Annotated in this window: 20 protein-coding genes and 2 tRNA genes; 6 read left to right on the top strand and 16 right to left on the bottom strand. The window is 73.9% G+C overall.

What is annotated here, in order from left to right; all coding sequences use genetic code 11:
• Nucleotide 1: 1 nt before the first annotated feature.
• The 6 genes from BMY04_RS16675 to BMY04_RS16650 form a co-directional block, all read right to left on the bottom strand.
• Nucleotides 2-784, bottom strand: coding sequence for a fructosamine kinase family protein (locus BMY04_RS16675; protein WP_091184292.1), 783 nt, complete (start codon nucleotides 782-784; stop codon nucleotides 2-4).
• Nucleotides 781-1,599: an anti-sigma factor domain-containing protein gene (locus tag BMY04_RS16670; RefSeq protein WP_091183626.1), complete on the bottom strand. Its 819-nt coding sequence runs from the start codon at nucleotides 1,597-1,599 to the stop codon at nucleotides 781-783. Before BMY04_RS16670 ends, BMY04_RS16675 begins: the two co-directional genes overlap by 4 nt.
• Nucleotides 1,580-2,143: an RNA polymerase sigma factor gene (locus tag BMY04_RS16665; RefSeq protein ID WP_170854191.1), complete on the bottom strand. Its 564-nt coding sequence runs from the start codon at nucleotides 2,141-2,143 to the stop codon at nucleotides 1,580-1,582. The genes BMY04_RS16670 and BMY04_RS16665 overlap by 20 nt, the downstream gene beginning before the upstream one ends.
• A gap of 42 nt (nucleotides 2,144-2,185) precedes the next feature.
• A tRNA-Phe gene (locus tag BMY04_RS16660) sits at nucleotides 2,186-2,259 on the bottom strand.
• A 65-nt stretch (nucleotides 2,260-2,324) separates the two neighbouring features.
• Nucleotides 2,325-2,398, bottom strand: a tRNA-Asp gene (locus tag BMY04_RS16655).
• A gap of 36 nt (nucleotides 2,399-2,434) precedes the next feature.
• Complete coding sequence (locus BMY04_RS16650) at nucleotides 2,435-3,448, bottom strand: helix-turn-helix transcriptional regulator (RefSeq protein ID WP_170854190.1); 1,014 nt, start codon at nucleotides 3,446-3,448, stop codon at nucleotides 2,435-2,437.
• A 105-nt stretch (nucleotides 3,449-3,553) separates the two neighbouring features.
• Here BMY04_RS16650 and BMY04_RS16645 point away from each other — a divergent pair, with 105 nt between their 5' ends.
• Nucleotides 3,554-3,970 (top strand): VOC family protein, encoded by a 417-nt coding sequence (locus tag BMY04_RS16645; RefSeq protein WP_091183619.1) that lies wholly within the window; start codon nucleotides 3,554-3,556, stop codon nucleotides 3,968-3,970.
• A 19-nt stretch (nucleotides 3,971-3,989) separates the two neighbouring features.
• On the opposite strand, the gene BMY04_RS16640 is transcribed toward BMY04_RS16645, so the two are convergent.
• On the bottom strand, nucleotides 3,990-4,754 hold the full coding sequence (locus BMY04_RS16640) for a DUF427 domain-containing protein (protein WP_091183618.1): 765 nt from the start codon (nucleotides 4,752-4,754) through the stop codon (nucleotides 3,990-3,992).
• A gap of 295 nt (nucleotides 4,755-5,049) precedes the next feature.
• The gene (locus BMY04_RS16635) at nucleotides 5,050-5,337 is read right to left on the bottom strand and encodes a hypothetical protein (protein ID WP_091183616.1); all 288 of its coding nucleotides are present in this window, start codon (nucleotides 5,335-5,337) and stop codon (nucleotides 5,050-5,052) included.
• Between the two features lie 459 nt (nucleotides 5,338-5,796).
• Between BMY04_RS16635 and BMY04_RS16630 the strand changes: the two genes are divergently transcribed.
• Both BMY04_RS16630 and BMY04_RS16625 read left to right on the top strand, forming a co-directional pair.
• Nucleotides 5,797-7,254: a sensor histidine kinase gene (locus tag BMY04_RS16630; protein WP_091183614.1), complete on the top strand. Its 1,458-nt coding sequence runs from the start codon at nucleotides 5,797-5,799 to the stop codon at nucleotides 7,252-7,254.
• A complete protein-coding gene (locus BMY04_RS16625; RefSeq protein WP_091183612.1) occupies nucleotides 7,251-7,886 on the top strand; it encodes a response regulator in 636 nt (211 codons plus the stop codon). The genes BMY04_RS16630 and BMY04_RS16625 overlap by 4 nt, the downstream gene beginning before the upstream one ends.
• A gap of 70 nt (nucleotides 7,887-7,956) precedes the next feature.
• Here BMY04_RS16625 and BMY04_RS16620 read toward each other — a convergent pair whose 3' ends face one another.
• Genes BMY04_RS16620 through BMY04_RS16595 form a run of 6 tightly spaced genes read right to left on the bottom strand, consistent with a single transcriptional unit; the run spans nucleotide 7,957 to nucleotide 12,768 of the window.
• Complete coding sequence (locus BMY04_RS16620; protein ID WP_170854189.1) at nucleotides 7,957-8,898, bottom strand: SLAC1 family transporter; 942 nt, start codon at nucleotides 8,896-8,898, stop codon at nucleotides 7,957-7,959.
• A gap of 8 nt (nucleotides 8,899-8,906) precedes the next feature.
• Nucleotides 8,907-9,317 carry a cupin domain-containing protein gene (locus tag BMY04_RS16615; RefSeq protein WP_091183606.1) on the bottom strand — a complete coding sequence of 137 codons (411 nt, stop codon included), beginning with the start codon at nucleotides 9,315-9,317 and terminating at the stop codon, nucleotides 8,907-8,909.
• Nucleotides 9,314-10,255 (bottom strand): alpha/beta hydrolase, encoded by a 942-nt coding sequence (locus BMY04_RS16610; RefSeq protein ID WP_091183602.1) that lies wholly within the window; start codon nucleotides 10,253-10,255, stop codon nucleotides 9,314-9,316. Before BMY04_RS16610 ends, BMY04_RS16615 begins: the two co-directional genes overlap by 4 nt.
• 10 nt (nucleotides 10,256-10,265) lie before the next feature.
• Nucleotides 10,266-11,123 (bottom strand): alpha/beta fold hydrolase, encoded by an 858-nt coding sequence (locus BMY04_RS16605; protein ID WP_091183599.1) that lies wholly within the window; start codon nucleotides 11,121-11,123, stop codon nucleotides 10,266-10,268.
• A gap of 48 nt (nucleotides 11,124-11,171) precedes the next feature.
• Nucleotides 11,172-11,993 (bottom strand): alpha/beta fold hydrolase, encoded by an 822-nt coding sequence (locus BMY04_RS16600; protein ID WP_091183596.1) that lies wholly within the window; start codon nucleotides 11,991-11,993, stop codon nucleotides 11,172-11,174.
• 58 nt (nucleotides 11,994-12,051) lie between these two features.
• Nucleotides 12,052-12,768, bottom strand: coding sequence for an alpha/beta fold hydrolase (locus BMY04_RS16595; protein WP_091183592.1), 717 nt, complete (start codon nucleotides 12,766-12,768; stop codon nucleotides 12,052-12,054).
• A 209-nt stretch (nucleotides 12,769-12,977) separates the two neighbouring features.
• Here BMY04_RS16595 and BMY04_RS16590 point away from each other — a divergent pair, with 209 nt between their 5' ends.
• Nucleotides 12,978-13,727: an SDR family oxidoreductase gene (locus tag BMY04_RS16590; RefSeq protein WP_091183589.1), complete on the top strand. Its 750-nt coding sequence runs from the start codon at nucleotides 12,978-12,980 to the stop codon at nucleotides 13,725-13,727.
• 15 nt (nucleotides 13,728-13,742) lie between these two features.
• Here BMY04_RS16590 and BMY04_RS16585 read toward each other — a convergent pair whose 3' ends face one another.
• Complete coding sequence (locus BMY04_RS16585) at nucleotides 13,743-16,610, bottom strand: ATP-binding protein (protein ID WP_091184285.1); 2,868 nt, start codon at nucleotides 16,608-16,610, stop codon at nucleotides 13,743-13,745.
• 153 nt (nucleotides 16,611-16,763) lie between these two features.
• Between BMY04_RS16585 and BMY04_RS16580 the strand changes: the two genes are divergently transcribed.
• Nucleotides 16,764-17,705, top strand: coding sequence for a LysR family transcriptional regulator (locus BMY04_RS16580; RefSeq protein ID WP_198410223.1), 942 nt, complete (start codon nucleotides 16,764-16,766; stop codon nucleotides 17,703-17,705).
• A gap of 93 nt (nucleotides 17,706-17,798) precedes the next feature.
• Here the strand turns inward: BMY04_RS16580 and BMY04_RS16575 are convergent, their stop codons facing one another.
• A complete protein-coding gene (locus BMY04_RS16575; protein WP_091183587.1) occupies nucleotides 17,799-18,518 on the bottom strand; it encodes an SDR family oxidoreductase in 720 nt (239 codons plus the stop codon).
• A 116-nt stretch (nucleotides 18,519-18,634) separates the two neighbouring features.
• On the opposite strand from BMY04_RS16575, the gene BMY04_RS16570 reads away from it, so the two are divergent.
• A complete protein-coding gene (locus BMY04_RS16570; RefSeq protein ID WP_091184276.1) occupies nucleotides 18,635-19,513 on the top strand; it encodes a LysR family transcriptional regulator in 879 nt (292 codons plus the stop codon).
• Nucleotides 19,514-20,694: the final 1,181 nt, after the last annotated feature.

Genomic DNA, 20,694 nt, shown 5'->3' with positions numbered 1-20,694 from the left:
CTCAGCGGTAGCGGCGCGCCACGCCCGCGGCCTCGGAGCCGTACGCCGGCCCGTGGCTGACCGCGTGCACGAGCAGCGGGTGCAGCTGGTGCAGCCCGACGAGGTCGCGCCACCCGTCGTGGAGCCCGGCGGCCTCGGCGTACGTGTCGCTGATCCGCTCCAGCCCCGGCGCGCCGAACAGGTGCAGCATCGCCAGGTCGGTCAGGCCGTGGCCGCCGTGGGCCGCGGGGTCGATGACGACGACGCCGGCGGGGGTGAACACCACGTTGCCCGACCACAGGTCGCCGTGGATCCGCGCCGGGGGCCGGCCGTCGTCGAGCTCGCCCGCGCGCAGCCGCTCGGCGACGCGCTCGACGGCGGCGAGCCCCGCGGCGGAGAGGTGGTGGATGTCGTACGCCTCCCGCGCGTAGGGCAGGACGCGCTGCTCGGCGTAGAAGGCGCCCCAGGTCGGCGTCGGCCGCATCGCCATCCGCTGCCGGCCGATGAAGCCGTCGCCCTCCCAGCCCTCGGGCGGCGACCCGAAGGCCGGCGCGCCCGCGGCGTGCGTCCGCGCGAGTGCCGCGCCGAAGGACTCGGCGGCCTCGGTGGTCGGCCGCGCCGTCTTGAGCCGGTCGAGCACGATGTGGTGGGAGCCGACCTCCTGCACGCCGACGACGGCCGCGCCGTCCGGCGCCGCCGCGAGCCAGCGCAGGCCGGCGGCCTCGATCGGGAAGTACTCGGGGGGCGTGCTCGGCCCGCCGTGCTTGACGTACGGCTCCGGCCGGGAGCCGGCCGCGTCGCTCAGAGCTTCAGCCGTCCGCGGACCACGGACACGTCGGAGTGCGCCGGGTCTGGGTCGTCCTGCGGTTCCAGGGACACGTCGACGATCGGGTGCGCCGCGAGGTCGACCCCGGCCGGCACGGCGAAGCGGCCGGACAGCCCGTTCAGGCTGCCCATCAGCAGCATGTCGCTCGCCCGGCTGTCGCTCATCCAGACGTCGAGGCGCCCGTCGACCGTGCGGCCCGCGGGCATCTCCATGGTGACCACGAGGGTCCGCTGGCCGTCGGCCTCCTCGACGGTGGCCGTGCCGTTGGCGCCCGACCAGCTGGGCAGGGCGTTGAGCTGGGTGGCCCCGACGACGTCGGGTGCGGGGTCGAGCGCCCCCTTGAGGGCGAAGCCGCCCCCGAGACCCACGACCAGCGCCGCGGCGGCGGCCAGGGCCGGCACGAACCATCGCGGACGGGATCGCGGCGAACGGGGAGCCGCGGCTGCGTCGGCCGGGCGGGCCGCCCCGTCGCGGGGACCGTCCGGCAGCCCTCCGAAGGGCACGGGGTCGGGCTCGGCCGGCGGCACGACGGGCTGCTCGCGGAGCAGGACCGCGCCGGGGAGCGGGATGACGCGTCCGTCGTTCACGTCGGAGGCGATCCGCTGCCACACCCGCGGGTGCGGGGCGACCAACCGGTCGGCGGGGCCGAGCGTGCGGCCCACCGCCGCCACCTGCTGCAGCGTGTGCACCTCGTCGGTGCAGGCGCGGCACGTGGCCACGTGGTCGAGCGAGACCTGGTCGGCGTCCTCCCCGAGCGCGATGAGCGCCAGGAGGTCAGGCGCCGGATGGGCCATCGCCAGACTCCTCCAGTCTCCGTCGGATCTTGATCAGGCTGCGCCTGATGTGGCTCTTCACGGTGCCGGGCGGCAGCTGGAGCCGCTCGGCGATCTGCATGTGCGTGAGGTCCTCGTAGAACGCGAGACGGAGCACCTTCTGGGGCATCTCGTCGAGGCGGGCGATCTCGTCCGCCACGATGAGGCGCTCGGCCACGTCGAGAGGTTCGCGGGGAGTGTCGTAGTTGGACGCCACCTGGTCGGCGATTCTTCGTTGCCGGGCCCGGCCCTGGTGGGCGTCGACGATCTTGTTGCGGGTGATGCCCATCAACCACGCCGAGAGGCTCGCGCGCTCCGGCTTGTAGTTGTGGCGCTTGTCCCAGGCGGCGACGAAGACCTTCTGGGTGACGTCCTCCGCCTCGGTCACCTCGCCGAGGGAACGGAGGCAGACGCTGTACACGAGGGAGGAGTAACGGCGGTAGACCTGCTCGAGCGCGCGCTCGTCACCCGCCAGGAACGCCGCAACGAGGGCGTCCCGCTCCTCGTCGTTCGGCGCAGCTGTCACGCGTCGTGATCCTCCCGGTGCGGTGGGAACCGCGACTCTACGTGGCCAGGGCCGGGTTCGAACCGGCGACCTTTCACTTTTCAGGCGAACGCTGCTACCAGCTGAGCTACCTGGCCGAAAGGCCAGGGGCTGAACGCTCCTGACCGCAACGACACCAGGCGTACGCCTGACGTCGCCCTCGCGACCCCGACGGGACTCGAACCCGCGACCTCCGCCGTGACAGGGCGGCGCGCTAACCAACTGCGCTACGGGGCCTCATGGCCCTGAACGCCCTCCCGGGCGCCCGCAGAACTATAGCGCAGGCGGGCCCTGGCTCCGAACCGACGGAACCGGCGTGGAAGCCGTCCGCCCGAAGCGCTCCGCGAGGAGGCCGAACGCGGCCCGCAGCGGTTCCGGCCCCACCACCTCGACCTCCGCGTCCAGCTGGCCCAGGCGCGCCGCGAGCGCCGGCCACGACCAGGCGCCCAGGACCAGGCGGCAGCGGGTCGCCGACACCGCCTCCACCCAGCCGTCCCCCGCGTACGGGGCGACGTCCGCGAGGGGGAGGTCGACCAGCACCTCGCCCCGGCAGGGCCAGTCCGACGTCGAGCCGTCCGTGCCCCGGAACCGTCCGGCGACGAACGCGGCGGCGTCCCCGCCGGGCACCTCGCGGCGTCGGAAGCGGGGCCCGCCCGGGCTGCGCGGCCGGAGCCGGTCGAGGCGGAACGTGCGCCAGTCCTCTCGGTCAAGGTCCCAGGCCAGCAGGTAGTGCCGCCCGCCCGCCGCGACCACGGCGTACGGTTCCGCGCGGCGGGCCGGGCCCGGCTCGTCCGCCTCCCGGCCGGGGGTGGCGTAGTCGAAGCGCAGCACCTCGCTCGCGTGCACCGCGGCGCCCACGGTCGCCAGCGTCGCCGGGTCCGTCCCCGAACCCCGCCCCGGGCTCGCCAGGGTCTCGACACGGACGGTCTCCACCCGGCGCCGCAGCCGCGCGGGGAGCACCTGCCGCACCGTCACCAGGGCGCGGGCGGCCGCCTCCTCCAGTCCGGCACCGGCGCCGGCGAGGGTCTGCAGGGCGACGGCGAGCGCCACCGCCTGGTCGTCGTCGAGCAGCAGCGGCGGCAGGTCGGCGCCCCGCCCGAGCCGGTAGCCGCCGTCCGGCCCCTTGACCGCCGTGATCGGGTAGCCCAGCTCGCGGAGCCGGTCGACGTCGCGGCGGACCGTGCGCGGACTGACGTCGAGGCGGTCGGCGAGCAGCGAGCCGGGCCAGTCCCGGCGGGCCTGCAGCAGGGAGAGGAGCGTGAGCAGCCGGCGCGAGGTCGTGGGCACGGATCCGATCCTGCCCGAAGAAGAGGACAGAACCTGACCGCCACGGGCGGGAGGCTGCACGGGAGCCCGGCACCAGGCCGGGCGCCCGAGACCACGGAGGACCTCATGGCCCTGACCACCACCACCCACCTGAACTTCGACGGCGACGCCCGCGCAGCCCTGGACTTCTACGGCCAGGTGTTCGGCGCGGAGCCGGTCGTCGTGACGTACGCGATGGCGCACAGCGCCGACCAGGTCGACGACCCCGAGCGCGTGATCTTCGGCCAGGTGGAGACCGCCGCCGGCTTCCGGGTCATGGCCTACGACGTCCAGCACGGCCGGGCGTACGACCCGGGCCAGCACCCCTTCTACGTCTCCGTCCGCGCGGACTCCGAGGACGAGGCCCGGGGGATCTGGGACCGGCTCTCGGTGGAGGCGACGGTGGTCACGCCCTTCGGCCCGTCGATGTGGTCGCCCGCGTACGGCATGGCCACCGACCGGTTCGGCGTGACCTGGTTCGTCGACGTGACCCCGCAGGGCTGAGGCGCCTCGAGGCGTCGGCTCAGGCCTCGTCCCGGGCGCTGAAGGGCGACTCGGGGCGGGGCAGGTCGACGCCGTCCACGGTCACGTCGACGTGCTCGTCGTAGAAGGCCAGGCGGCCGGCGACCAGCCCGACGGCGGGCTTCGGGTCGGAGTAGGACCAGACCAGGTCGCGGCCGCCGGCCTGCCCGACGACGTCGAAGTACCGGTCGGCCACCCCCTTGTAGGGGCAGAAGCTCTGCGTGGCGGAGGGCTGCAGCCGCTCGAGGGCGACGTCGGACTCGGGCAGGTAGTAGCGCGTGGGCAGCCCCGTCTCCAGCAGCAGCACCGGCCGCGACGACTCCGCCAGGACCACGCCCTCGCGGCGTACGACGACGTGGCGGCTGCTGGGCAGCACCTCGACGCGGTGGTGCGGGTCGCGCGGGTGCCCGGCGACCTCCTCGTCCTCCTCGGTCCAGCGCAGCGGCAGCGCCGGGTCCCAGGACAGGACCACGAGCCCGGCGACCGCGGGGTCGTCGCGCCGCCAGGCCGCATGCGGCACGACGTCGTTCCCGACCACGAGGTCGAACCACTGCACCACCGGACCCTGCGGCCCGTGGAACGACCACGGTCCGGCCGGCGGCGGTGCGGTCTCGCGCAGCACCCCGGGCGTCACGGCTCCCGACTCGAAGGCGTACGCGGGGATGGGGAAGTGGTCTTCCCAGACGAGCAGCGGTCCGCGGGCGTCGACGACGACCGTGCCGCCCACCCGGGCCCGGACCCGCTTGTCGACCGTCTCGGTGCGCATGCCGCCAGCGTCGCACCACCGCCGCGCCGCCGTCACCGGCGAACTCACCCCACTCGCAGCGGTGCGCGGCTCCCTGGTGCGGGTCCAGGGTCGGTCCCCGAGTGTGGCGCTCGGCAGGTCGCGTACCCAACCACCGCGGGCCACGCTGCGGTAGAGGCGGGAGCCCGGCCGTGAGGCGCAGCGGCTCCGCTACCGGTACGCCGGGCGGGGCGGGACCGGCGGACCCGCAGGGGCGGGTGACCAGGTGCCCCGGCCCGTGGCGAGCCGGTCGGCTCGCCACGGGGCTGGGTGCAGCTCAGGCGGAGTAGTTCTCGTGGCTGCCGGACTTCGCCAGGCCGCGGGCGACGAGGTAGGCGATGGTGAGGTAGACGACGTAGCGCATGGCGGTCGTGGCGCCGAACGGGTCGCCGCCGGTGCTGCCCGCGTCGCCGTCGTAGAAGTTCGCGGTCAGGATCACGGCCACGACCATCGCGACGAACACGAAGAACTCGGTGGTCTTGGTCGCGTTCTTCGTCTCGGTGCTCAGCCGACGCGGCTGGTCGACGCCCAGGTCGAGATCGGTGCGGCCGGTGGTGGTGCTCATGGGTTCTCCTCATCGTCAGCCGCGTTCCCGCGGCGGTGGCGGAGCCGGTTCTCGACTTCTTCGCCTCGAGCTCTCGACGAAATGTTTTCTCGTCGGTGGGCTCGCTATCGAAGGTGTCATACGAGAAAGACCGTGTCGAACGGGAAGAACGCGCATTTCTTCACGCTCCTCCGGCTGGTGGTCGATGTCCGGTCAAACGGTGCCGATGGTCTCGGTGCCGGGCTGCGCGCCGGTCCCGGCACCGCTGAGCGTCAGGGTCCCGGGCCGGGTGGCGGCGCTCGGCTCCTTCCCCGTCCACCAGGCCGTGCGAAACGGTTGTCGTCGGTCCCAGGGGTCCTACGACCATCGGCACCCCGCTGACCGCGCCCCGGACCTGTGATCGTGGAGGAGGACGGCAGCTCGCCGGAGGCTGGACGAGGAGGTCATCGTGCTCGGTGCGACACGATCGGCCCGCGACCGATGAGCGACGGTGCCCCGGGGGACGGGGATCTCCCCGGCGCCGCTGACGGCGTGTTCGTGGGCCGGACGGCGACGGGGGGCGACGGTGACGCCGCACCCAAGCGCCGGAGCAGGCGGCGCCTGTCGTCGCGCGGCCCGATCGAGCGCCTGGTCGTCCGCTACATGCTCGCGGCGCTGGGCGCGTTCGTCCTGTGCGGCGTCGGGCTGGCACTCGCCCAGCGCCAGGCCGCCCTGCAGGAGACCGTCCGCGACGCCGAGAGCACGGCGGCCCTGCTCGCCACGCGCGTCGTGCAGCCGGCCCTCCCGCGGACCTCGTCGGCGAGCACGATCGACGACCAGGCCTTCGACCGGCTGGTGCGGGAGCGCGTGCTCGTCGCTCCGGTCACGCGCGCGCAGCTGGTCGACGAGACGGGGTCGATCCTCTACGACACCGACGCCCGGGCCGCCGGGCAGCGGGAGGACCTGTCCGCGGCCGAGCGCGAGGCAGCCCGCTCGGGAGGTGTCGCCGCCGAGCAGGACGACGGGTCCGACCCGACCAGCCTGCTCAGCGACCACTCGGGCCGAGCCCTCGAGGTCAGCGCGGGCCTGCGGGGAGCTTTCGGGCAGCCGCTGCTGCTGCGGACGACCCAGGCGTCGGCGGTCGCCTGGCAGACGAGCCGGGCGGTGTTCACGACCCTGCTGCCGAGTCTGGTCCTCGCCCTCGTCCTGCTCTACCTCGTCAAGATCGGTTTCACCTACCGCCTGACGAGGAGCCTCCGGACCGTCCAGGACGAGCGCGAGCAGCTGCTCGTCACCGCGCTGGCCGCTGCGGACCGCGAACGGACGCTGATCGCCTCCGACCTCCACGACGGCGTGGTGCAAGGACTCACCGGTGCGAGCTACACCCTGACCGACACCGCCAACCGCACCCGTGCGGCCGGGCAGCCCGAGCTCGCGGACGACCTCGCCGGGACCGCCCGGAACCTGCGGCAGTCCGTCCGCGAGCTGCGCAGCCTCATCGTCACCGTGACCCCGCCCGCGCTGCACAGCGAGGGGCTGCAGACCACCCTGAGCGACCTGGTCGCGATCCTGGAGGCGCGCCAGATCGCCGTCCAGCTCGAGGTGGACCCGAGCGACGGCCTGTCGGAGACCGACGAGGCGCTGGTGTACCGCGTCGCGCAGGAGGCGGTGCGCAACATCGTCCGGCACGCCCACGCGTCCGCGGTGCACGTGAGCGTCACCCAGGAGGCCGGGGACCTGGAGCTCGAGGTCACCGACGACGGGCAGGGCTTCGACCCGCAGCAGTCGACCCGGCGGCACGGCAGCGTCGGGCTGCCGCTGCTCGCCGCGCTGGTCCAGGAGCGCGGCGGCCGGCTCCGGGTGGCCTCGGCCGCTGGTTCCGGCACCACCGTCACGCTGCGCCTCCCCTCAGCGGCCGCGCCCCAGCCCGAGCCCCTCGCCGGCACGGTGTCCCGATGATCCGGGTCCTCGTCGTGGACGACCACCCGCTCGTCCGCCAGGGCCTGACCGGCGTCCTCGCCGGAGCCCCCGACATCGAGGTCGTCGAGGCCGTGGCGGACGGCTCGCTCGCCGCGGGGGCGGCCGCAGCCGGGCAGGTCGACATCGTGCTGATGGACCTGTCCATGCCCGGCACGGACGGCATCCAGGCCACCGGCGAGGTGCTCGCCCGGTGCCCCGACGTCCGGGTCGTGGTGCTCACCTCCTTCGCCGAGCAGGCCCGCGTCACGGCTGCGCTCGACGCGGGGGCGATCGGCTACCTGCTGAAGGACACCGAGCCGGACGACCTCGTCCAGGCCGTCCGCGAAGCCGCTGCCGGGAACGCACCCATCTCACCCCGGGCCGCCCTGGCCCTGCTGCCGCAGCGCCGACCCCGTCCGTCACCGAGCGCCGACCTCAGTCCTCGGGAGCGCGAGGTCCTCGCGCTCGTCGCCGTCGGCCTGCCCAACAAGAGCGTCGCCCGCCGGCTCGACATCAGCGAGAAGACCGTGAAGGCCCACCTCACCAGGATCTTCGCCGCCCTCGAGGTCTACGACCGCACCTCCGCCGCCCTCTGGGCCCAGCGCAACGGGCTCCTCGAGGAGAGCCACTGACGTAGGCGCCCGCCGTCGCGAGGAGCCGCGCTCCGCACCAGGACCGTGGACCTGCCGGCCGCTGCGGTCATCACGCCGTCCCGGCGCCCGGCAGGAACGTCCGGCGTACGAGCCCGCGGCCGGTGAGGGCGGCGAGCAGGAGGACGCCGGCGGTGGAGACCGCCAGCAGGAGCCAGACCAGGGCCGTGCGACCCGGGACGTCGGTGCCGGCGATCCAGTGGAGGCCGAAGGTCACGGCCTGCAGGTAGGAGAACGCGAAGGCCCAGCTCCCGGGGCCGAACGGCACGTGCCGGTACAGCGGGGCGAGCCGGACCTGGACGATCACCATCAGCAGGCCGTAGCCGGCGAGCGTCAGGGCGACCTGGTCGAGCCGGCCGCCGTGCATCGCGAACCAGGCGTTCCCGGCGACGGCCGGCGGTGCGAGCTCGATCGCGAGGGTCGGGCGCAGCTTGACGGGCAGCATCGGCTGGCTGAACAGCCGGGCCAGGATGATCGAGCCGAGCACGAACCAGCAGACCAGGCCGTAGCCGAACATCACGGACGCGAGCCCGCCGAACCCCAGCCGGGCGGCGACGTTCGCGGCGATCAGGCCGCCGCCGACCGTCGGCAGGAAGTAGCCGGGGTGCCACTGGGCGAGCTGGAGGTCCTCGAGGATCCACTGGCCCGTCAGGTAGCCGCCGACGAGCAGGGTGGCGAGCAGCCCGACGACGAAGACGGCGGCGCCGGCGTCCCGCGACCAGGGCGCGAGCGCGCCGCCCAGGAGCATGACCAGCATCGCGGGGACCGCGGTGAACGGGCCGAAGGTCGGGTCGGCCAGCTCGCGACGCAGGCCCCGACCGCGGGCGATCTGCCGGGCGTACGGGACCAGGACCACGAGCCAGGCGGCGGCGGCGAGGGCCCACACGACGCCCGAGGCGGACCCGGGGGCGTGCACGGCCTCCGCGGCCGCCGACCAGCACGCGGCGAGTCCGGCGAGCCCGAAGGGGATGCCGAACAGGTTCGGCCGGAGCACGCTCCCGCTCATCCGGCGGCGCCGCCGGAGCCGGCCGGGTCGGGCGGCGCGTCGACGTAGCGGGACAGCGGAGCGGTCGGGTCGACGAGGTAGGTGGAGAGCATCACGCCCGTACCGGGCCCGAGGTCGTGCGCGTTGTGCGGTGTACCGGGCGGAATGAGGAAGCCGTCGCCGGCGTGCAGGAGCAGGTCGTCGGCGTGGGCGACCTGCATCCGTACGGTTCCCTCGACGATGTAGCCGATCTCCTCGCCCGGGTGGGTGTGCCAGCCCGACGCGACCCCGTCCGGGATCTCGGTGCGCACCTGCACGATGTCGCGCCCCGGGATCGACGACGTGCGGTGCTGGATCTCCGTGCGGCGCAGGCCCGAGGCGAGCGCGTCGGCGGGGCCCGAGGAGCTGGTGGTGAGCGGGTCGGTCATGGGGTCCTCGTTTCCTCGTTCGTGAGTGGGTCGTGGCGCGGCAGGCCGGCGACGAGGTCGGCCAGGGCGTGGAGCACCTGCTCGGGGTCGTCCTCCACGAGGAAGTGGCTGGCGTGGACGCCCCAGCCGCGGACGTCGTCGGCCCACGGGCGCCACACCCCGAGGACGTCGCCGTAGAAGCGCGGCAGCGCGCCGGTCGCGCTCCACAGGACCAGGAGGGGGCAGGCGATCCGCCGCTGCCCGTGGTCGGCGTCGTCGTCGTCGCGGTCGACCGTCGCACCGGCCCGGTAGTCCTCGCAGATGGCCTCGACCACGCCGGCGTCGTCGAGGATCTGCCGGTACGCCGCGACGAGCGGCGGCGGGTACCGCTCCGGGTCGGCCCCGAGACCGAGCCGGCGTACGTGGTGGTCGAAGAACGCGTCCGGATCGGCGGCGATCAGCCGTTCCGGCAGCGGGGCCGGCTGGGCCAGGAAGCCCCAGTGCCAGTACGCCAGGGCCATGGCGGCGTCGGCGCGCGACCAGACCTCCCCGGTGGGGACGACGTCGAGCGCGGCGGCCGCCAGGACCCGGTCGGGGTGGTCCAGCGCCATCCGGTAGGCGACGCGCCCACCGCGGTCGTGGCCGGCGACCACGAACCGTTCGTGCCCGAGCCCCCGCATCGCCTCGACGAGGTCGAGCGCGAGCGCCCGCTTGCCGTGCGGTCGGTGGTCCGGCGCCGGGGTCGGTCGGAACGAGCCCCCGTAGCCGGGCAGGTCCGCCACCACGACCGTGCAGGCCTCGGCGAGCGCGGGCGCGACGCCGCGCCACATCCGGTGGTCCTGCGGGTAGCCGTGCAGCAGCAGGACCGCCGGCCCGGTCCCGCCCACGCGGGCGAACACGTCACCACGCGCGGTCGGCACCTGCCGTTCCGCGAAGCCGGGGAACAGGTCGACGGCCATCGGAGCCTCGTCAGGCCTGCGCGCCGGCGGTGGCCGGCTGCCCGAGGAACGCGAGTAGCGCGGCGTTGGCCTCGGCGGCGTGGGTCAGGCAGTTGAGGTGCGGCCCGCCCTCGATCTCGACGTACTCGGCGTGGGGGAGCGCGGCGTGCAGCCGCCGGCCCTGCCCGTCGACGGGCAGGATCCGGTCGGCGGTGCCGTGGATGATCAGCGTCGGGACGTCGACCTTGGTGATGTCGTCGGTGAAGTCCTCCAGCCAGCCGCGGGGGCAGGCCCAGGTGGCCTCGGCGGACGCCTCCATCCCGGTCTGCCACAGGTAGCGCTCGGTCTCGGGGCTGACGCGGGTGCCGAGGTAGTCGTCGAGGTTGAGGAAGTTCTGGTCCATGCCGCTGAGCCAGGCCGCGCGGTCGGCGAGGATGGCCTGCTGGACGCCCGCGACGCCGGCCGGGTCGACGCCCGTGGGGTTGTCGGCGGACTTCACGAAGCTGGGGGCGAGCGTCTCCCAGAAGACGCAGGACCGCAGGCGGGCGGTGCCGTACGACCCGATGTAGCGGGCGAGCTCCCCGGTGCCGAGCGAGAGGCCGACGATCGTGACGTCGTGCAGGTCCAGCTCGTTCAGCAGGGTGTCCAGGTCGGCGGCCAGGGTGTCGAAGTCGTAGCCGGTGCTGGGCCGGCTCGAGCGGCCGAACCCGCGACGGTCGTAGGTGACCACGCGGAACCCGGCGCCGAGCAGCGTGTGGACCTGCGCCTCCCACGAACGGCTGTCGAACGGCCAGCCGTGCAGGAGCACGACGACCGGGCCGCTGCCCACGTCGTCGTACGCGATCTCGATCGGGGCGCTGTTCTCGCGGCCGACGGTGACGGTGGGCATGCGTGCTCCTTGGGGTGTGGTCGTGGCGGTCGGTGCTGTGCGGGCGGGTCAGCCCGTGATGAAGCCGAGGAGGTCGTCGTCGAACTCGAGCTCGTGGGGACCGGTCAGGCCGTGCGGGGCGCCGGGGTAGACCTTCAGGGTCGCGTCGGGCAGGAGCTTCACCGACTTGAGCCCGGCCGACTGGATCGGCACGATCTGGTCGTCGTCGCCGTGCAGCACGAGGACGGGGATGTGGATCTTCTTCAGGTCCTCGGTCGTGTCGGACTCCGAGAAGGCCTTCACGCAGTCGTACGCACCCTTGACCCCGACGGTCATCGACATCAGCCAGAACGCGTCCTTGGCGCCCTGGGTGACCGTCGACCCTGGTCGGTTCGCGCCGTAGAACGGCTCGGCGAGGTCGCGGTAGTACTGCGAGCGGTCGCCGCCGACGCCGGCCCGGATCTGGTCCAACACCTCCAGCGGCGTGCCCTCGGGGTTGGCGTCGGTGCGGAGCATGAGCGGCGGGATGGCGCTGAGCAGGACGGCCTTCGACACCCGGCTGGTGCCGTGCCGGCCGAGGTAGCGGGTGACCTCGCCGCCGCCGGTGGAGTGACCGACGAGGATCGCGTCGTGCAGGTCGAGGGTCTCGATCAGCGTGGCGAGGTCGTCGGCGTAGTGGTCGAGGTCGTTGCCCTTCCAGGTCTGGCTGGAGCGGCCCCCGCCGCGCCGATCGTGGGCGATGCCGCGGAAGCCGTGGTCGGCCACGAGCTTGAGCTGGTTGTCCCAGACGTCGGAGGTGAGCGGCCAGCCGTGGCTGAACACGACGGGCCGTCCGGCGCCCCAGTCCTTGTAGAAGATCTGGGCGCCGTCGGGCGTGGTGACGAAGGGCATGCGGGTCTCCTTGCGGGTGGTTCGGGCGGGTGGTTCGGGCGGCTGTTGAGGCCGGTGATCAGGTGCGGGCGGGCACGGACGCGTCGACGGCCTCCTGGACGACCCGGACGGTCTCGTCGGGGTGGGAGATCCCGACCACGTGCGACGCACCGGGGACCTCGGTGGTCCGGCGTGCGCCCGCCCGCCGGGCCATGACGTGGTGCGCGCCGGCCGGGATGTTGCGGTCGAGCTCGCCGAACAGGAACCAGCTGGGCACCGACGTCCACAGGGGCTCGCCGGCCAGGGGCTCGTTGAGGGCGCCGAAGGTGACCGGCCGCTGGCTGACCGCCATCAGCGCGGCCTGCTCGTCGGGCAGGTCCGCGCAGAACTGGTGGTGGTACTTCTCCGGCGCGATGTAGGTGTCCGTCGTCCCGTCGCCGAGCGGCACGGTCGTCAGCGTGTCGGCCAGCGTCGAGCCCGGGCTCAACGCCGACGCGGCGGCGGCGCTCTCCCCGGTCTCGAGGGCGAAGCCGGCCACGTAGACGAGCGCCACGACGTGCTCGGCCCGGGTCGCGACGGCCGTCATCACGGCGCCGCCGTAGGAGTGGCCGACGAGCACGACGGGACCCTCGACGCTCCTGACCAGGTCGCTCAGCAGGGCTGCGTCGCTCGCCACCCCGCGCAACGGGTTGGCGAACGAGACCACGCTGTGGCCCTGGGCGAGCAGCGGTCCCACGACCCCGTCCCAGCTCGACGAACCGGCGTACGCGCCGTGGACCAGCACCACTGTCGTCATCGCTGCCTCCTCCGTGCGGACCGGGGATCGGTCGGCTCAGCCACAGGCAAGCAGCCCGGGACCGGAGCCGGCATCGGTCAACCGACCGCGCTTGCCCGGCGCCTCGTGGCGCGGCGGCAGGCCTGCGGTCACCTGACCGATGCGGGCCGGCGGCGGCCGCGCGCAGCCTGAGGTCGACCGCCCGTCCGCAGCGAAGAAGGAGAGCTTTCGTGGGACAGCTGGAGAACAAGACGGCCCTGATCACGGGAGGCGCCTCCGGGATCGGGCTGGCGACCGCCCGCCGCTTCGTGGCCGAAGGCGCGCACGTCTTCATCACCGGGCGGCGGCAGGCCGAGCTCGACCAGGCGGCGCAGTCGCTGGGGCCCAACGCGACCGCCGTACGCGGTGACGTCTCCGACCTGGGCGACCTGGACCGCGTCTTCGACGCCGTCCGGGAGCGCGGGCGAGGGCTGGACGTGCTCTTCGCGAACGCCGGCGGAGGTGCATACGCCACCCTGGAGGACCTGACGCCGGAGGAGTTCGACCAGACGTTCACGATCAACGTCCGCGGGACCGTCTTCACGGTGCAGAAGGCCCTGCCGCTGCTCACCGAGGGCGCGTCGGTGATCGTCACGGGATCGACCACCGCCTCCAAGGGCGTCCCGGCGTTCGGCGTCTACGCCGCGACCAAGGCCGCGCTCGGCTCGTTCACGCGGACCTGGGCCGGCGAGCTCAGCGGGCGGGGGATCCGGGTGAACGCCATCGTCCCCGGCCCGACCGACACCCCCGGGCTCCGGGGCCTGGCCGCCGGCCCTGAGCACGTCGCGCAGCTGCTCGGCCAGATGGCCCAGGGCGTGCCGCTCGGCCGGGTCGCGGCCACGGACGAGATCGCCAGCGCGGTGCTCTTCCTGGCCTCCGACCAGTCCTCCTTCGTCACCGGTAGCGAGCTGTTCGCCGACGGTGGCGAGGTGCACGTCTGAGCCCGTCGCCGGGCCTCAGCGCCGCGGTGCGACGAGCGCCGCCAGCTGGACGCGCGACGTGATGCCCAGCTTGGGGAAGACGTGGCGCAGGTGCGCGCCGACCGTGCGGTGGGACATGAACAGCCGCTCGCCGATCTCACGGTTCGACAGGCCCTCGCCGGCCAGCCGGGCGATCTGGAGCTCCTGAGCCGTCAGCCGGTCCTGCCAGGCGGGCTCCCGACGGACGCCGTCCCGGCTCGAGGTGCGGTCACCGGTCGCGCGCAGCTCTGCGCGCGCCTGGTCCAGCCAGGTGCTCGCGCCGATCCACTCCAGCGTCTCCAGCGCGGACCGCAGGGGGACGCGGGCGTCGCTGGGCCGTCGCCGGCGTCGCAGCCAGGACCCGTACGCGAGCTCGAGGCGCGCCCGCACCAGCGGCCACCGGGCCAGGTCGTGCTCGAGGGCGGAGCGGTACGCCGGCTCGGCCCGGGCGTCGTCGGCGAGCACGGCCCGGGCGTAGACGAGGTGCACCTGCAGCAGCGGTGACGGGGTCGCCCGCGCGGCGTCCTCCAGCTCCGCGACGACCGACCGGGCGTCCTCCCGGCGCCCCGCGCGGACGCCCGCCTCGGCCAGGAACATGATCCCGGGCATCCGCTCACGCTCGTGGCAGCAGGGGTCTTCGTGGTCGAAGAGCCGGCGGAGGACGGCGTACGCCTCCGCGTGGCGGCGCTCGTCCAGCAGCGCGAACCCGCGCGCCAGCAGGGCGCTCGCCCCCGCGCAGACGTTGCCCCGCGCGCCGGCGTCGTTCTCCAGCCCGGCGGCCAGCCGCCGAGCGACCGCGATCTCCCCGCGGAGGGCGTGGCCCCGTGCGACTGTCATCGTGCTGCCGGCCCGCCAGGTCGGCTGCCGGGTCTCCGCCGCCAGCCGGTGCGCCTCGTCCGCGGCAGCGGCCGCCCCGCGCCAGTCGCCCAGGTCCATGCCGACCGCGCTGCCCAGCGCGAGGACCTGCGTCAGCAGCCCCAGACGGCCCTCACGCCGGCAGGCCGCCCCCGCGCGACGCAGGAGGTCGGCGGCGAGCGGCTGGTCGCCGACGGCGAAGGCGGCCATCCCGTGCAGCGCCAGTGCCTCCGGGTCGGTCTGACCGCTCGAGCCCGCCCTGGACAGGAGGTTCCCGACCCGACGCCCCTGCAGCAGCGGCTGCGCCACAGCGAGCGCGGCGACGTGGCGCGGGTCCGTCTCCGTGCCCGCGAGGCCCGCGACGGCGGTCACCACCCGGTCCCGGACGCCGGACGTCGGCCAGCCCCAGTGGCAGCGCAGCGCCGCCGCGACGAGGAGGTCGAGGGCCAGGTCCACGTCGACGGTCGCCGCTCGACGCGCGAGGTCGACCAGCTCGGTGATGCGCCGGGCGCTGCGGAGGTCGGTGTCGTCCGGCAGCTCGCGCAGCCACTCGAGGCGGGCCCGGTCGAGCTCGCCCAGCGCGTGCGCCTCGGCCTCGCCCAGCAGCCGCGTGACGAGGTCGGCCTCACCCAGGCCGAAGCCGAGCTCGGCGGCCAGCAGCAACCGGTGGCCCCGCCGCGCTGAGCTGCCGGTCAGCTGGGCCGACCGCTCCAGCGCGGAGATCGCCGCCGTCACAGACCCTCGCCGGAGGTTCTCCGCGTGGGCCGTCTCGAGCTCGTCGGCCACCGCCTCGTCCGGACCGGTCGTCGCCTGCGCCCGGTACCAGGTCCGCCGCCACGGCTGGTCGCCCAGGACCTCGGCGAGCGCGGCGCAGGCCGCCCGCCGCCGGCTCGCGGACTCCGACTGCAGGATCGCCGACCTCACGAGGGGGTGGCGGAAGCGGACCCGGGCGTGGTCGAACGTCAACAACCGCGCTCGTACGGCCGGCTCGAGAACGGCCGCGTGGACCGGTGCGCCGGTGAAGACGGACGCGGCGCCGAGGACCTCCGCCAGCTCGTCCTCCGCGTCCACGGCCGCCACGAGGAGGGCGTCGCGGGTCGCCGGCGCAAGCTCAGGAAGCCGGGCGGCGAAGGCGCGTTCCAACCGGGCGCTCAGCGGCGCCGGCGCGGGGACGGCGTCGCCCAGGGAGGAGCCGGGCCGGGTCGCGGCCGTCCGGTCCGAGCGCCACGACGCAGGCAGCTCGACCAGCGCCAGAGGGTTGCCGGAGGCCAGCCGCAGGACCTGCTCCCGGTCGACCTCGTCGAGGTGGTCCGCCACCGCGCCCAGCAGGTCGCGGGACGCGACGTCGTCGAGGCCCTGGAGCTCCACCGCCTCCAGTCCGGCGTGCAGCAGCGAGCTGTCGTGCCCCGTCCGCAGTCCCGCGACCATGACCACGGGGTCGCCGGCCAGCCGACGCGCCAGGAAGGCCAGCGCCTCCGCGGTGGGCCTGTCGAGCCACTGCACGTCGTCGACGACCAGCACCACCGGACGGGTCCCCGCCACCTCACTCAGCAGGTTGAGCGCTGCCAGCCCGACCAGGAAGGGCTGCGGGGCCGGCCCCTCCTCGAGCCCGAACGCGGTCGCCAGCGCCTTCCGCTGGGCCGGGGGCAGCGTCCGTACGGCCGCGATCACCGGGCGGAGCAGCAGCTGGAGCCCGGCGAACGCCAGTCCCTCCTCCGACTCCACCCCGGTCGCCTCCAGCAGGCAGCACCCGCGTTCGCGCGCCCGCTGGGACGCCGCTCGCAGCAGGCTCGACTTGCCGATGCCCGGCTCGCCGGTGATCAGCAAGGCCTGGCCGCGCTTGTCGGCCCCGTCGACGGCCCCCACGACGAGCTGCCGCTCGACCTCGCGTCCGACCAGGAACGCGTCCGTGCGCGGAGGCCGGCCGGTCTCGTACGGGTGAGGCCGACGGGAGCCGCTCCGGGCCGGGGCCCGGTCGTCCGCGCCTGGCGGGCTCTGCAGAACGGGCATGGCGGCCTCCCCGGCGACGGACTTCTCCTCACAGCGTCGGGCTTCGGACCCCACGGGAAAAAGACGGAGCAGGCCGATCCATCCATCGTCTGCGTCGATGAGTTCGGCTGCTGCCCTGGTCGTCCCGGGGTGGTTCGGCCTAGCGTGGTGGTCGTGGAGCTGCGCCAGCTGGAGGCGTTCGGCGTACTGGCGGAGGAGCTCCACTTCGGGCGCGCGGCGGCCCGGCTGGGCATCGGCCAGCCGACCCTCAGCGACCTCGTACGCCGCCTGGAGCGTGAGCTCGGCGTGGCCCTCCTCGTCAGGACGACGCGGCGGGTCTCGCTCACCGAGGCGGGACGGGTGCTCCTGGACCGCGGCCGCACCATCACCGGCCTGGTCGCCGAGACCCGCGTCGCCGTCTCCGCCCTCGGCACCGGCGAGGAGGGCCTCGTCCGCTTCGGCTTCACCCCGCCCGCCGCCCCCGTCCTGGCGCCGCACCTCGCGGCCGGGTTCGCCGCCGACGCCCCCGGCGTACGGGTCGAGCAGGCTCGCCTGTGGCTGCCGCGCCTGCGGGAGGCGGTCGCCGACGGGAGCGTCGACGTCGGCGTGACCTGCGGGGTGCAGGAGCCGACGGCCGGTCTGCGCACCGAGGTCTTCGCGGGGGAGCCGTTGCTGGTGGCCCTCCGGCCCGACCACCGCCTCGCCCGTCAGCCGTCGGTCGACCTCGAGGAGCTGGCGCAGGACCGGCTCGGGGTGACCGACCCCTCCCTGTTCCCCGCCTGGACCGCGGCCCAGCTCCAGGCCTTGACGACGGCCGGCATCGCGCCGCCCACCGTGCCCCTCGCGCGCACCGACCTCAACGCGGTGGGCTGGCTGGACCAGAGCGACGTCGACTGGGTGCTGCTCAGCCCGTCCCTGACCGGCGGGCACGGGACCGACGTCGTCCTCCCGGTCCGACCCGCGCAGCACGTGACGTTCGTGGTGTTGTGGCGCTCCGCGCCGTCACCGTCCCCCGCCGTGTCGCGCTTCGTGAGGCACGTCCTCCGCGCGCCGCTGCCTAGGGGTTGGAGCCGGGTGCGTCGTTCTCTCGACGGCGAGGGTCCGTCTCTGCGCTGACCAGACGCGCCGTCGGGAGGCGGGCTGAGCCCTGGTTCCCCGAGGCGACAAGCCGCAGGCCGACGCGACGGAGCGCAGATCTCGGAGCCCGGGTCAGACCAGGAGCGCGCCGCCGTCGACGGGGATGGACGCGCCCGTCATGAAGGACTGCGTCATGCAGTAGACGAAGGCCTGGGCGACGTCGTCGACCTCGGCGACGCGGCCGACGGGCAGGGACCTCGCCTGCTGGTCGTACATCGCCTCCTGGTCCTCGACGCTCATGGCGCTCCACAGGGGGCTGCGCACGATCCCGGGTTCGACGACGTTCACGCGAAGCGGTGCGAGCTCCACGGCCAGGGCGCCGGCCAGGCTCGTCGTCGCGCCGCACAGGCTGGACGCGACGGACCAGCCGGCGCCGGGGCGCGTACGGGCCGAGCCCGAGGTGAGCGTGATGGATCCGCCCGGGCGCAGGTGCTTCGCGCCGATGCTCACCGCGTTCAGGGCGCCGAAGTACCGGACCTGGAAGAAGCCGCGTGCCTGGTCGAGGTCCAGCCCGTCCACCGGCAGGAGGCGGAGGGACTCGCCCGCGGTGTACGCCAGGTGGTCGAAGGCGCCGACCCCGTCGAAGAACGCGCGCACCGCCTCGTCGTCGAGGACGTCCAGGACGGAGCCGGTCGTGCCGGCTGGGAGCGCACCGAGCGCTGCGTCGACGCTCGTCCGGCGGCTCGACGCGACGACGACCTGCGCCCCGTGCTCGAGCGCGGCGTGCGCGGTCGCGAGGCCGATGCCGGACGTGCCGCCGATGATGACCACGCGCTGGTCCGTGAGATCCATGGGGTTCCTTTCTGAGAAGCCGCATCGAGTCTCGGCGCCGCCGTGGTCCCCCGTCCAAGACCTCTTCCGTACTCGCTGACACCCAACGGGTATGAGCGACGTGGGAGCCTGAAGTGGTGAGCTCTGACCTGGACCTGCGCAAGCTGCGCTACTTCGTGGCGGTCGCCGATGAGCTCAACTTCGGACGAGCGGCCGAGGTGCTGATGATCGCCCAGCCCGTGCTGTCGCGGCAGATCCGGGCGTTCGAGGAGGAGCTGGGCGTGCAGCTGTTCGTCCGCGACACCCGCGGCACGGAGCTCACCGACCACGGCAGGCTCCTTCGCCAGGAGGCGGAGGGACTGCTCGCGGCGGCGGCAGCGGTCCGGCGCCGCCTCTCGGTCGCGGCTCGAGGCGAGGCGTTCTTCACCGTCGCCTTCATGCCCGGTCTGGTCGTCACGGACGCGGTGAAGGAGTTCCAGCGCGCCCACCCCGAGGTGACGCTCCACGTCAGGCGCACGGGGTGGGACGACCAGGTCCAGGTGCTCCACGACGGCCGCGCCGACGTGAGCTATCTGCGGCGCCCGTTCGACGCCGCGGGTCTGTCGACCGCGCTGCTCTTCGAGGAACCGCGGGTCGTCATGCTGCCCGCGGACCACCCGTCGGCGGACGCGGACGGGCTGGTGATGAAGGACCTCGCCGAGGCGCACCTGCTCCAGGACCCGGCCGCCGTGCCGGAGTGGGCGGAGGTCGCCGCCGAGATGCGCCGTCGAGGCGGCTGGGTGCGCTCACCGAGCCGCACCGTCGAGGAGAAGCTGGAGCTGGTGGCCGTGGGGCAGGGCATCGCGATCCTCCCCCTGTCGACCGCCCGGTTCTACCGACGACCCGACGTCCGCTTCGTCCCCGTCACGGACCTCCCGCCCACGGAGGTCCACCTCGGCTGGGAGCGAGGCCGCCGGTCGCGGTTGGTCACCGCCTTCGGCGCGATGGTCCGCGACGCGACCCGTTCGGTGAGCTAGTGGCGTGCGAGCGCTCGCGTTTCAGACCTTGCTGAGGGTACGTCTGCTTTCACGCCACAAGATTCGACCCGCGCTGCCGCCTTGAAGGCGCCTCCGAGGCTGTTTTTCGACGTCTGTCAGTGTCTGCCGAAGACCCTCGAACCTAGCCATGACAAGGCATGATACTCGAATCGGCTTTTTCGACATCTGTCGACGCTCCGCGGCTTTTTCTGACCTCGTGTGCCCAGAATGTGCCCAAGCCACGGCTTGGAACGACACTAATCGAACACCTGATGCTAGCGGCCCGGAAGGCGTCCTTGCGCGTCGAGTGTTCACGAGCGCCAGTGACTCTGCACGCGCCCGACAACCAACTCGCCGCCTTGCTCTCGCGAACATCGTTCCCTCATCGGAGGGGAACGTTCCTTCAGCTTGTTGCCAAGCATCGAGCGTTTGGGTCCCGCCGCGAACCAGTGCCGCGGAGGTACAGCCTGCTACCAAGGCTCGTTGTGCCGGTCGTCTCGTCTCTGGGAGGAGATCGCCGTGTAGACGGCGTCAAGAGACCGGGAGAGAGCTTCGCCGTCGAGCCGGCCCTCGAGTACATCGCGAGCGAGCCGATCGAGCTGCACGACCCACTCCGAGGTGGTGCCCGGGTAGGTGGCGACGAATCGGTCGACCGTGACCATCGCTACGCGGCCGTCGCGAGCGGCCCGGGCCTGCTCCCACGCTCGGTGACAGCAGTTCGCCGAGCAGAACCTGGGTAGGGGCCCGCGGCCCCTTACGGGGGCCAACGAACCGCACCACGCGCATTCCACGTGCTGCTGCCTGCGCAGCCGGGTGCCTCTAGAGGGCGACCCGACGGCGGCGCCCCCGCTCGGCCTGACCGATTGGAGGAGCGGAGCCGCCTCCGGCTCGGGGCGCTGGGCAGCCTCGACTCCTCGGGCGCTCCTGGCCGCCTGCTGTTCCGCCTTTAGCCGCTCGAGCTCACGCCGCCGCTCGCGCTCCCGATCGAGCCCTGCTCGACCGGCCTTCCTCCGCGCCACGAATACCGCCTCCCTGCCCCCAAAGGTCGGCCGTGAAGTCCGTCGCTCAAACCTGTAGCAACGAGTTCACACACCTCTTGCATCTCGGTCGAGGATGGCTGGTGCCCCGGCGTGGTCGGGGTCCGCGCTGCTGTCGGGGTGGCTCGACCTTTTGCTGCCCGG

Source organism: Microlunatus flavus, from assembly GCF_900110855.1.
Taxonomy (GTDB): Bacteria; Actinomycetota; Actinomycetes; order Propionibacteriales; family Propionibacteriaceae; genus Microlunatus; species Microlunatus flavus.
This window is presented reverse-complemented; position numbering and strand designations above follow the sequence as displayed.